This window comes from Paenibacillus sinensis, assembly GCF_019904155.1.
Taxonomy (GTDB): Bacteria; Bacillota; Bacilli; order Paenibacillales; family Paenibacillaceae; genus Paenibacillus_AQ; species Paenibacillus_AQ sinensis.
In genome coordinates this window covers 15,026-27,157 of record NZ_JAHCMB010000190.1, presented here as the reverse complement: position 1 = coordinate 27,157, position 12,132 = coordinate 15,026, and the positions used below count along the sequence as shown (strand labels likewise).

Annotated in this window: 13 protein-coding genes and 2 pseudogenes; all 15 read right to left on the bottom strand. The window is 49.9% G+C overall.

The genetic code is table 11. The annotated features are described in order from the left end of the window. Positions 1 to 169: 169 nt before the first annotated feature. Positions 170 to 1,573 (bottom strand): DUF4179 domain-containing protein, encoded by a 1,404-nt coding sequence (locus tag KIH86_RS22580; RefSeq protein ID WP_223083631.1) that lies wholly within the window; start codon positions 1,571 to 1,573, stop codon positions 170 to 172. Further along, positions 1,570 to 2,109, bottom strand: coding sequence for an RNA polymerase sigma factor (locus tag KIH86_RS22575; protein WP_223083630.1), 540 nt, complete (start codon positions 2,107 to 2,109; stop codon positions 1,570 to 1,572). Before KIH86_RS22575 ends, KIH86_RS22580 begins: the two co-directional genes overlap by 4 nt. Before the next feature lie 299 nt (positions 2,110 to 2,408). Next, positions 2,409 to 2,684, bottom strand: coding sequence for a hypothetical protein (locus KIH86_RS22570; RefSeq protein ID WP_223083629.1), 276 nt, complete (start codon positions 2,682 to 2,684; stop codon positions 2,409 to 2,411). A gap of 233 nt (positions 2,685 to 2,917) precedes the next feature. Further along, a pseudogene (locus tag KIH86_RS22565) lies at positions 2,918 to 3,115 on the bottom strand (ABC transporter permease); the annotation flags it as partial. A gap of 4 nt (positions 3,116 to 3,119) precedes the next feature. Then, a pseudogene (locus tag KIH86_RS22560) lies at positions 3,120 to 3,335 on the bottom strand (ATP-binding cassette domain-containing protein); the annotation flags it as partial. 13 nt (positions 3,336 to 3,348) lie between these two features. Beyond that, complete coding sequence (locus KIH86_RS22555; RefSeq protein WP_223083628.1) at positions 3,349 to 4,215, bottom strand: pentapeptide repeat-containing protein; 867 nt, start codon at positions 4,213 to 4,215, stop codon at positions 3,349 to 3,351. Between the two features lie 14 nt (positions 4,216 to 4,229). Further along, positions 4,230 to 4,559, bottom strand: a complete 330-nt coding sequence (locus KIH86_RS22550; protein WP_223083627.1) for a PadR family transcriptional regulator — start codon at positions 4,557 to 4,559, stop codon at positions 4,230 to 4,232. Between the two features lie 352 nt (positions 4,560 to 4,911). After that, positions 4,912 to 5,391, bottom strand: coding sequence for a GNAT family N-acetyltransferase (locus tag KIH86_RS22545; protein WP_235775550.1), 480 nt, complete (start codon positions 5,389 to 5,391; stop codon positions 4,912 to 4,914). 140 nt (positions 5,392 to 5,531) lie between these two features. Further along, entirely contained in the window at positions 5,532 to 6,227 is a 696-nt protein-coding gene (locus KIH86_RS22540; RefSeq protein ID WP_223083626.1) for a hypothetical protein, read from the bottom strand. Further along, a complete protein-coding gene (locus KIH86_RS22535) occupies positions 6,224 to 7,123 on the bottom strand; it encodes an ABC transporter ATP-binding protein (RefSeq protein WP_223083625.1) in 900 nt (299 codons plus the stop codon). Before KIH86_RS22535 ends, KIH86_RS22540 begins: the two co-directional genes overlap by 4 nt. Further along, complete coding sequence (locus tag KIH86_RS22530; RefSeq protein WP_223083624.1) at positions 7,120 to 7,479, bottom strand: GntR family transcriptional regulator; 360 nt, start codon at positions 7,477 to 7,479, stop codon at positions 7,120 to 7,122. Before KIH86_RS22530 ends, KIH86_RS22535 begins: the two co-directional genes overlap by 4 nt. 173 nt (positions 7,480 to 7,652) lie before the next feature. Then, positions 7,653 to 7,934 (bottom strand): STAS domain-containing protein, encoded by a 282-nt coding sequence (locus KIH86_RS22525; protein ID WP_223083623.1) that lies wholly within the window; start codon positions 7,932 to 7,934, stop codon positions 7,653 to 7,655. Continuing rightward, positions 7,927 to 9,948 carry a methyl-accepting chemotaxis protein gene (locus KIH86_RS22520; RefSeq protein ID WP_223083622.1) on the bottom strand — a complete coding sequence of 674 codons (2,022 nt, stop codon included), beginning with the start codon at positions 9,946 to 9,948 and terminating at the stop codon, positions 7,927 to 7,929. Before KIH86_RS22520 ends, KIH86_RS22525 begins: the two co-directional genes overlap by 8 nt. 45 nt (positions 9,949 to 9,993) lie before the next feature. Beyond that, entirely contained in the window at positions 9,994 to 10,416 is a 423-nt protein-coding gene (locus tag KIH86_RS22515) for an ATP-binding protein (RefSeq protein ID WP_223083621.1), read from the bottom strand. Then, positions 10,392 to 11,780 carry a PAS domain S-box protein gene (locus KIH86_RS22510; protein WP_223083620.1) on the bottom strand — a complete coding sequence of 463 codons (1,389 nt, stop codon included), beginning with the start codon at positions 11,778 to 11,780 and terminating at the stop codon, positions 10,392 to 10,394. Before KIH86_RS22510 ends, KIH86_RS22515 begins: the two co-directional genes overlap by 25 nt. Positions 11,781 to 12,132: the final 352 nt, after the last annotated feature.

The following is a 12,132-nucleotide window of genomic DNA, read 5'->3' as shown; positions in this document are numbered from 1 at the left end:
CGGATATGCTGAATCTATCCCGTTCGCCTATTCTTTTATCTCAATAGGTTGACATAATATTTATTATGTATTTCAACTATTACATCCATCGGGTCCGTGTCGAGCTGCTTCTGCGATTTTAATCGGTTTGCTCTCGGTAATCAATTCGATAAGCTGCTGTTCGACAACGCTACTTCCCTTCGTCCATTTTCGTGAGCGGTATGTTCAGTTCATATGCCTGAGAGGCTTCGATAGCCGACTCCGGATCTACAACCAGTACGGGATTGTCCTTAAGATTTAGCGCAGGAAATACAGCCATATAAGAGAGAGTATCTTTCGCTATTCGTTCAGGAAATCGCTTTGTAGAGATAAACTCCTTATGTCGATCTGCGAAGTAAAAGGGCGCATTGCCCGGCACCGGCTTGCTAAGCGTATAATATACCTTCGTCTCCTGCTCCCCATACTCGATCGACGTAATAGTAAAGTCCCCTGCACCCTCTCGGTTAACAGTTAATGGAACCTGTATCGGCAAATTCATACGTGTCTTCTCCAATTGTTGATTAGGGCTGGATGAGCCGTTTCTATTACTCAACGTAAGCGTCAAATACTCCGGATGGGGATTGATAGCTGAAAGTCCGGAGAAATCCGCAATCACCTGTCCGTTCTGATCTCCGCTTCCACCGCCCGGTTCCAAAAAGGTGCCCTTGTCATCGCGCAGCTGAATATTCCAATTGCGTGTTTCAAAGGAATCGTCTGTCTCAAGAACCATTCTGACCACCGCGGGCGCTACAAGCAGCTTCTCAACCGTGAAGGATACGCCTTGATAGCTTCCTTTTATTCGAGGCCTGAACGTTTCGGAGAGGTTATCGCTTTTTGACTTATCCAAGATGATCGGCAAATCCCAATTTCCGGATACATCGCCAACCCGGTCAACGAGCATATGAAGCTTCAAAGTTTCCGGCATATCGGCGCTGCCGAAGTTGAACAGTGTAGTCCCTGCAAAAGAATGGTCTCCAGTGATTGTAAAGGCATGCGTGTATATACTGTTCAAATCCGCCTGCTTATCATCAAATACAAGCTTGTAATAAACGCTCGCCTTATCTTCGGTAAGGGCAGGCAGACGCTCCGGTAGAGTAACGTTATAGTTCAGCATAAACTGGGTTCCGTCATAATAGACGCTCTCCATTCGGATAACAACGCCGTTGTCGCTTGATTCTACACCACTGGCGGAATCCAGCCCCTTCTCGTCAATTCGCTTCAATCCGCTTGGGAAGCCCCCCTTATCCAGTAAGAAATCAATGAACGGGATGCTCCGAATCGCTTCACCGACCGCCGGGAACGCCAATCCTGAGCCCATAGCTATTACTAATAAAATCACAATAAGCGCTGTGCGAAGCTTCCGGTTCGTGATTGTAAATTGCGGCCATGAACTGGACTGTGCTGTATATCGTTCCCATAGTTCATCAAACGTAAATGACGGGGCTCGATCCATGAAATCAGCAGACAAATTGCTCATAGCCTTGAGTTGTTCGTCCTGATTCATTTTTTCTTCAACCGAATGGGTCCCCATGTCATTGTTCATATGCTGTCTCACAGTCCGTCCTCCTTAAGCGCTTGCCCGTAATCTTCAGCTAACTGACCGTTATTTCTCAGCTTAACAAGTGCCGCATTAATTCTGGATTTGCATGTCCCAAGGGTTATTCCCAAAATCTCCGCCGTCTCGCTTAGAGGCAGTCCAACCAAGTAATGGAGGGTTACGGTTTGCCTCAGTTTAGGCGACAGCTTCTGGATGCTTTCCCACAAGTCCCGTTCCCTCTCATCTTCAAGAATGCTCTGTAAAGTGAGATCACTGCCTGAGTTTTCAGGGATATGTCCGAACAGCGAATGCCAACGAAGCTTCCTCTGCATACTTCTAGCCGTATTTACCGTAATACGGTATAACCAAGGCCGTACCGGTCGTGACTCATCAAAACGATGATAATGACGAAAGGCGCTTAAGAACGTTTCTTGAGTAATATCATCAGCCAGCGCAGGTGAGTGTGTCAGCATGAGCGCTATTCGGTACACAAAGCCGGAATGTTCTTCAAACCACTCCCTGGCTTGCTCTTGCCCGATCGATAAACCTTTCAACGATATGCACCTTCCCGATGATTTTTCTTTATATACGCCCAGAAGGAGTGAACTGTTCGATAAGTCATGAAAAAAGCCGAAATGTACGTTTGACTAACGTACAAATCGACTTAATGGCCTAATACCGGAATCGAGCTTGTTTCAGAAAGAAGCCGGTTTATTTACTTCCACCCTGCCTTGTACTTACAGAACTCCACCGCTTTCTGAATCAATCATTCTATGTCTGATCCTTCTTGTTTACGTGTAAGGGGAAGTTGTCACGAATTGGTTAACATAATATGAGTTATGTTATGTTATTTTCATTTATTGAGATCAATATTGCTTGATTCATGGGTTTTGCGAATTTCCCGATTTTTGGAATAAATATAGAGGTCAAGCGCCTCGATCGCTCTGCGCAGTGCTTTAATCACGAGTATCACGACATATACCCCAATGACCATCCAAACCAGCGAAATTAAAATGCCGAATACAGTAAATCCTCCGAAAAACAATCCGCCAATCCCATGAGGTGTGGTTACCACTTTTTCTCCCGCCTTTCCAATAACTTTATCTCCGAATAACTCCGAACTCATCATGGCATAATTCTCCAGCAAGCGCTATGTATTGGATCATTCCATGATTGTCTCCTCAATTGGATTGAAGTCTGATTCACCTCGTCCGTTCACAGCGCTTATTTGCGCTCCAGAATTCTTCATTTTCTATGGATAACTGGACATAAGCCGCGGATTCAATCCTTCTGAATCAAAACAGCGTATAATTTATGTTATACGCTGTTTTTTGAGGCCGTTTTTCCCCGTCTTTTACTATTTCACACCCGCTTTTTATATACTCTCATCGCAATAAAGTACGCTGCGAGCAAAATCCCAACACACCACGGCAGAGCGAGCCATATATCCTTGCCTACCGGCTGTCCGGACAATAGCGCACGAATGGCTTCCACGATCGCAGTCACCGGCTGGTTATCGGCAAAGACGCGAACGACCGGCGGCATCGACTCAGTTGGCACCGGATTTGGACACCACATCGAACCCGTTTATGGCGGCTCTGCCGCTGTCTGGTTTGAGCAGTGTGGCGAGGATTTTGACAATCGCTGTCTTGCCCGCTCCGTTATAGCCGAGCAGAGCGAAAATACCGCCCTTTGCCACCTCGAAGTCAACGCCCTTTAGGACTTGCTGCTACTTGTATGACTTTTGCAGGCCAATGACTTGAATCGAATTATTCTGCATCAGTTCCCACTCCTTATCGAACAATAACCTTGGACAAATCGGCATCCATGCCTTTAAGCGCAGCATAGGTCAGCTTATCCATGACTGCGCCGTCAAAGCAGATGGTTTTAATGGCCCGGTAATACTTCTTGGACAAAGCAAAGCCGGCAAGGAACGAAACATTTTTGAGTACCGCATCTTTAAAGGAAACCTCGTTCAGCGCCGACTTGTCAAATTTGACGCCTATGAAGGTCTGCCCGTCAAATCGCAGCCCTCGCAGATCCGTATATTTGAAATCCACTCCGCTAAAGGTACATCTAACAAAGACTGTTTTTCTAAGATCGGTCATGGTTAACTTGACATCTGTTAGCTCTACATCGATGAATTTTGCTCCATCCAGACCCGACTTGCTGATGCTGGTACGTTCAAGGATGGATTTATGGAAGTTCGAATCCGTAAGATCATTGGTAGATAGGTTGCAGTCAGTCAGATTGGCATGGTCAAAAATGGCTTCACGCACGTCACTGCTCGCAAATGTGCTGCCCGTCAAGTCAGCACCCGTAAAGTCGGAGCCCCGTAACGCACTCGCTGCAAATTTTGCTTTATGCGCGATAACGCCGGCAAAGTCGCTCTCCGGCAGGTTGCTTGCACTTAAGTTAGTCACCACCTGCCGTTCCAGCGAGCGGGAGAGATTAGCCACCTCTTGCACCGTTTGCTCAATGTCGCCGATGCTGTCAACGGTCATCTCAAAGGCTGTTTCATCGTCCTTGCCTTCGGCTTTAAGCTCTTGGAACCGCTCCTGCAAATCGGAGAGCAGGTCGGTCTTTAAATCGGCAACGCTCTTTACCCCATCGTATGGTGCGAACACGCCGTTCAAATAGTTGTTCAATTTCTCATTCATAACATCAAGCCTCCCTATAATAAGCTCTCAAGCACGCGTTTTGCATACTCCCAGTTGCTTTTGTTGCGGGCGTAAGTTTCCTTGCCTTTCTCGGTAATCCTAAAGTATTTACGCCGTCCGCCCTGAGATTCATCGCCCCAATACCACTCGATATCACCGTCTGCCTCAAGCCGACGGACACTGGAATACATCGTGGCTTCCTTTAATTCATACTCACCACCCGAGCGCTCGGCAATCAACTTGACAATCTCATAGCCGTAGCGGTCAGCTTCGGACAAGAGCCGTAGAATCATCGTATCCGTATGACCGCGCAGCAGGTCGGATGTGATTTTGTTCTCGCTCATACAATCACCTCCACACTTGCATGATACGACACACTACTATGACTGTCAAGGTAGTGCTTTAAATATAATACCTTGCTAAAGAAACTCATGTAATTCTCACCGGTACATAAGGATTTTGAGATGAAATTCTTTGAGTGGTAACTAACCAGCAGATTATACTTACGAGGAAGAATTCTTACTAAGCAAGGCATCGATTATGCACTCATACAACCGTATTCCAACCACGAAAGCTGAAAGTCGCCTTAGACAGAACTAAAGCATGCAATTATCGATGCCCAGCAGGAATTTAACGAGGTATCAAAAACCAGATGGAAGGGAGTCTATCACGAAGCACATGAGAGCGCCTCAGACACTATCGGATAACCTTGTACATATGCCTGTGGGGAATGCCGATTTCCGTAAATCCTTCCCCTTCGCACTTATAATTCATTTTTTCATAAAAAGGAACCGCCGTTTCACGCGCATGCAGCACGATCCGGTGATATCCCTCTTCTCTGGCAAGAGCTTCGGCAAATTCGACCATTCGACTGCCTACCTGCCGGCCTCTTGCCACCTCGTCAACGGCAACCTGTTTCATTTGGACCGTTATGTCATCCAGCTTCCGCAGCAGCAAGACGCCAACCCATTCACCGCTGCTGCCGGCACAAATATGTATGTCCTGGGTTTCCTGCTGCCAGGGATCATCCATGATGCTCATCCCAAGCGGACGGCGAAGCACTCTATCCCGCAGCGACAGTGCCTCATGGTATTCCGGCGTTCCCCAGCTCACTTGCCTGATCGTGATGGATTCCATCTCTCTTATGCCTCTCTCTCCGATGAAGAATTGGCCCATTCGAGCCTCTCTTCATTTTACATGGTGAACGATTGTATGGTCCAAAGAAAAAAAGCGCTCGTCGAAGAGCGCCATCCAGAGTTATTCATGCAATTAAGTTTACATAATATTTATTATGTTATTCGAAACCCCATCTACACTTATACCTCCGCTTTTTGCAGCAATGCCCATGAGACCAGCGCCAGAACCCCTGCCAATGGAATAGAGATCAACCCCATTGTGAACGCGTCATGATTACCTATCCAATTCGCAATGTTCAACAATGATTCCCGGCCTCCCGGTATATAAATCAGAAGTCCAATAACAACGGCACATCCTCCAAAGAACATCCACACCCCTTTACCTTTAAAGCACCGGTGAAGCGAACCGAAGAAGAAGCCACTAAGATTAAACACCATCATGAGGATAAAGATGACAATGAATTGCCGCAGTACTCCTCCTTCATTAATATACGGCAAGGTGAAGAATTGGATCGTTCCACCCCATCTGGAGGTCCACTGCTCCACCGTACTCAGCATCACCGTGATTACTGCGCTTACGGCGCCGGTGAAGACCAGAAACAGCAAGCTTCCATTGAAATAATCCGCCCTGCGGACGCTCATGCCGATTGCATAGGGGTAGGTCTGATTGACCATAACGATACTGTATACAAAAGCGTAAATATAGAGCGTTACGATAGCCCCGTTATAGCCTTCATCCACCCCCGTCGATGTGCCGGCAACCTGAAGTCCGATGAAGTTCAAGATGAAAATAGCCGCAACAATCAGCCAGGGACTGAAAAGTGCCCCTCTGATCCCCTTCATTTGAATTCCCCATACCCCCCGGACCCGGTTCATAACATCTTTTCCTCCCTCTCTCTGTCGTTCTGTCTCTTCCCGGTCATATATACAATGAGCTGCTGCAGGGATACCGAGGATAGATCGAGACCCAATTCCACCGACTGCCTCTGCGCTTGAGAATTCAGGGTCTCCCGGACCGATGCCTTGATGTACCCTCCAATGTGCTCGCGGCTCATGACGCTGCGTCCCTGAAGAAAGGTCTCAACTGCGGATGCAGGGCCGGTCACGGTATAAGCGGTTCCTCGAAGCTCATCTGTCTCTGTATCGAGTACAAGCCGGCCTTTGTCGATGAGCAGGATATGTTCGAGTATGCGGCTGATTTCGTCGATCAGATGAGTCGAGATAATGAAAGTACGGGGATTGAGCTGATAATCTTCAAGCAGCCTGTCGTAAAAAATTTCTCTGGCAACCGCATCCAACCCCAAATAAGGCTCGTCAAACATCGTTAAGGGGGCTCTGCTAGCCAGACCGATGATGATACCTAGACTGGAGAGCATTCCTCGCGACAGCTTCTTCACCTGGCGCTTCTCGGGAAGATCGAAGTCACGCAATAGCTCCAGCGCATAGCCGCGATCCCACTGCGGGAACAGCAATGCCCCGACATCCAGCGCATCGCGAACTTTATAATGATCCGGGTACTGCTGGCTCTCCTTGATGAAGCAGATTTGGCTAAGCACCCGGCTGTTCTCCCTGGGATGCTCACCGAATATGCGGATCTCCCCGGAGCTGGCCTCCAGTTGGGACGTCAGCATACGCATCAATGTCGTCTTACCCGCGCCGTTTCTCCCGATCAATCCGTAGATCCGATCCTGCTCCAGATTGAAGGAAATGTCTTCGACGGCAATCAAATCCTTGTATCGCTTGCTCAAACCTTTTACGGTCATCATATTCATCTGTCCCCGGCTCCTTTCGAGATCATCGCGGTAACCTGCTCCACCGATATGCCAAGCTTCTTCGCTTCCTGGAGCAGCGCCACTACATACTGTTCATAGAAATGCTCCCGTCTCTTCTCCATCAGCTTCTCTCTCGCTCCTTCCGCAACGAACATGCCGATGCCGCGCTTCTTGTACAGAATCCCATCATCCACCAGCACATTCACACCCTTGGCTGCCGTAGCCGGGTTGATCTGGTACAGAACCGCGAACTGATTGGTGGATGGGACCTGGCTCTCCTCCGGCAGCCTCATTTCCAATATATCATTCTCGATCTTCTCCGAAATCTGCTGAAAAATTGGTCGGCTGTCATCCATTTTCGCACCTCCAGACAACCTAATTGGTTAATTACTCATGTAACTAACTATATAACCAACCTGTTCATTTGTAAAGTACAAAACGCCCCTTTTTGCGCAAAAAAAGAAGCTGCTCTACAGCGGATAACCGCCGAAGAGTAGCTTCATGGATGATTTCAATCTTGATATGCCTTCTAGGGAAGAATCTCAAACACATGATTCAGTCTCGTCAGCTGGAAGACATTCATCACATTTGGCGAGAGCGACTTTAACCGGATATTGCCGCCCGCTTCCACGCACTTCTTGTAGGAACTCACGATCACGCCGAGCCCCGTACTGTCGATAAAGGCGCAGTCGCTGAAATCCAGCATAAAGACAAGTGTTCCTTCTTCAATAAGACTGCGGACCTCATCCCTGAATAGCCAGGCTTTCTCGACGGAGAATTCCTGCGGAATCCGGATCACCGTTTCACTCATGCTGTTCACCTCGTATTATAAAGTTCTCCGCCAGATGCTCCAGTTCGACTGAAGTGGCACTTACCTCTTGCGCCGAAGCGGCGATCTGGTTAACTGTCGATGCCTGCTGTTCAATTGCGCTGGCCACGCTTTCGCTCGCATATACCGCTTGTTCCGAGACCGACCCCATGGAATCGATCAGCTTGATGATCTGATCCGATGTAGCAACTTCATCCCGGGTGATATCCACGATTTCATCAACATTGCCCTCGATATTCTGCACCTTTTCCATGATTCGCATAAAGGCCTGGTCGGTTTCGTGTACGACTCCCCGGCCTTCCTTCACCGCCTGGGAGGCGCCGCGCATCGCGGTTACGGCAGTCGAGATCCGATTCACCATCTCGCCGATCATCTCGGATATCTCGGTAGCCCTGAGGTTGGATTCGTCGGACAGCTTTCTGACCTCGCCCGCCACCACGGCAAATCCTCTTCCATGCTCCCCGGCTCGCGAAGCTTCAATCGCCGCATTCAGCGCGAGCAGATTCGTCTGCCTTGCAATGCCGTTCAAGACCCCGACAATTTCAGAGACATGCGCCGATTGGGCATGAACCGCCTCCAGAATGGTCTCAGTCTCTCCCGTATTGGCATGGATCACTTCCATGGCCTTCACGGTATCCGCGATTTTGACCCGGCCGTCCTGAGCGGCTTCATTGGCCGCAATCGCGTTGGCATTCGCCGTACTTGCTTTGCTCTGGGCCAGCTGAACCAGACTGGACATCTGGACCAGCACCTGGGAAGCCTCCAGCACGGACTGGTTGCTGTTCTCCGCCCCCGCAGCAATTTCCTGAGAGCTGGAGTTGATCTCTTCGATCGACGCGCTGAATTCCTCAGACGAGCTGGCCAGCGCCTCCGACATATTCATCAGCGCCATGGAACCCGCCTGGATGCTTCCGATCATCTCCTCCTGCTTCTGTACCATCTGATTAAAGGCTCCGCCAAGCGTCTGGAACTCGTCTCCTGTCCGGATATCCGTCCGTACTCTCAGATCTCCTTCACCGGCAACCACCATAGCCGACTGCAGCCGCTTGATCGGACGCAGAATGCCAAGCAGGGTAAGGATCAGGGCAACCACGATAGCAGCCACAATGCACGCTGCGGTGATCCAGATAGTACCTGTCCGGATTTTGAACGCGGGAGCCATATATTCATTATAATCCGCGGTAGTCGCCACCAGCCAGTTCCCCGACTTCTGGAAGGTTACAAACTTATGTATGCCCTCAAAGGTATAGAATCCTTCATTGCTGCTTCCCGCAACCACCTGCTTGACCAGATCATTCATTTCTTTATGTCCGTTATCCGTAAAGTTCTCATTCATAATCTTGTCTTTCACCGGATGAGCCAGCACGAGCCCGCTCTTGTTGAGCATGTAGGCATAGCCATTGTTGCCAATCTTCACGGCATCAACCGGAGACGAGATGGCGGTGAACGGAATGGTTCCGATCAGGACGCCCGCCGTGCTTCCGCCGCTCTGAAGCGGCAGCGCAATGGCGACAATCGGGTTCCCGCTGTCCTTGGATACAAGCACATCGCTGACGGCCGGGCTGCCCTGCAGCGCCTGCTTGAAATATTCGCGGTCGCTTACGTTCAGATCGGGTGCATCCGATGCGCTTGTTACCAGGGCTTGTCCCTGGGAATCCGCGATGATAAGCAGCTCGATCAGATCCTTGTTCTGCTGCTGGACATCGGCGGAATAGCGATAAACTGCGGTTCGAAGCTCTTGACTACCCGGATTCCCGGCCAGTCGGGCAAGATCGCCGTTAAGGGCCGCAATCTCCAAATCGTGGCGGACGGTATCAAGCTTGCTCTCCACGGCTTCTGAAGCCGAAGCGGTCGTCTTGCGGAGTTCATCTTGTATGGCGGACTGAAGGGCATCCGAGGACAGGCTGTACGAGAAATATCCGGATATAACGAGCGGTATGCTGATAATCAGCACGAGACATATGCTTATTTTAACTTTTAGACTCAGTGTAATCATTCCTCCGTGTCAAGCTACAGAATATTTATCCGGCTGCCGCCGTTGCTAAATACGCTTAACCATGGTGATACCCCGGCTGTCCGCCAATACTTCATCCGCAAAACAGCGGATCAGGTACAGACCCCTGCCGCTCTCTGCAAGCAGATCTTCCCCAACCATGGGGTCTGAGAGAAAGTGGGGATCGATCCCGCCGCCCTCGTCCTCAACCTGCACGGACAGCAGACCGTCCGTAAGGGAATAGCGAATGGTTATCGGCTTGGTATCACAGCAGCCGTTGCCATGGTTATATGCGTTGGTCACTGCTTCGGTCAGCATGAGCTTGACGGCGAAAGCGGCCTCTTCCAGTTGAAGCTCCCGGATGATTCCGTCGATCACGCCCGAATGCCGCTCCAGGCCGTACACAATTACCTCTTTACCCTTTGCGGGAAGACGGTCACCGCTATTTATTTGATTAGCAGATTTAACCATGTGCAGTCATCCTTCAATACAGATTCATGTATCGCGAGCTTCAGTGAATCGTAATCCCAGTACCTTCTCTCCCCTTCGGCACCGCCGTCCAGCAACTCCAATCCATCGCTGTAGAAACATAAGTGGTCTCCGGGAACGAACGGAACAACTGTTGATTCAAAAATACTGTGCGGGAACATGCCTACCGGAGCACCCGGTACGGTCAGTTTCTTCACAGCGCCATCCCGGGTCCGGTGAATAAATTCATTAATACCGGCACCGGAGGCGTTCAGGAGACCTTGGGTGAAGTTCATGTGAAAGCAAAGTGTGGAGAAGTAGTCCTCCTCCATATGCTTCAGCACCCGCCGGTTAAGCTCGGACAGAAGACGAACCGGGTCATGAATACGGAGAGCCAGATCCGAGAAGAGCATACGGACCGCCGAAATGCCGAGCGCCGCCGATATTCCTTTGCCCATCACGTCACCGATCAAGCCGATAACCTCGTCGTCACTAATCCGGTGAAAAAAATAAAAATCCCCGCTCAGCGTCTCTGCCGGTACGTACAGCTTCGTGAATTCGGCTCTGCCCGGAAGCGGAAAATCCCCGGCGAAATGACGCTCCTGCAGCTGAACGGCACGTCTGATCTCCTGTCTGCTCCCTGTCACATCCCGCAGTACAAGCTGCACCGCCGGCTCGCTGCGGAAGGTAATCGGTGCGCCGGCGATTTCGAGATCAAAGGAGCGGCCATCATGCCGGACTACGCTCACCTGAAGATTCGCGTTCTTACGGAGCGTCTTCAGCCTGAGCATCTTGCGGTATTCTTGTGAGCTCATTCCGGAGTCGGTCAAGTAGTCCTCCAGACGATTCCCGACAAGCTTGTCCTTACGGGCGCCGAAGAGAGCCTCGCTTCGCTTGTTGGCGAATACAATCGTCCCGTTTCGATGAACCAGGATGGCGTCGGGACAGAGCTCAACCACTTCCCGGTATCTCTCTTCGCTCTCTTTCAGCAGACGTTCGGAGCGGACTCGGTCGCTGATGTCATGAATTACGGTATACAGTAAATCTCTGCCGAGCATGATGATGGAGCCGGTATGGACCTCGACATCAACATCCCTACCATCCGCCAGCCGGTGACGCAATTGAAATATGCGATTCGCCCCTGCTCCCTTTCTCTCCACACCAAGCGCCTGTGTCAAAAAGCCTGGATTCACGGGGTCGGCATTCGAGGTGTGCAGATCAGAGATATTCAATTTCTTCAACTGCTTGAGGCTGTAGCCATAAAATGAACAGGCCGCTTTGTTGGCATCCGCAATGCTCCCGTCCTTGGGATCGATCAGCAAAGTTATGAGATGATTGTTCTCATAAATGCAACCGTAGTGCTCCATGCATATCTCGGGAGTGGGACTTGGATTCAGGTTTTTGCAGTTAATAGGCTTGATCGTCATTATGGACACGCTTTCCAGTCAGTTTTGCTGGCATTATATCACAAAATTCTATAGTTTTTCTGTTAATTCGACAGTTGCAATTTATAAAACTTCCGCATATGATACCTTATCTTGTTAATAAAGGCAGGGATTCGCGCATGTCGAAGAACAAACGGGGAAAAGCGCTGTGGCGTATGCCTTCCCGGGGCAGGGGAACATGCCCCTTGTGCGGAAGCACCCGGATCAAGCTTTTGTACACCGTCAAGGGCAGTCAGGGAGAAACGCTTAATGTGTGTAAAAAATGCCAAGGCAA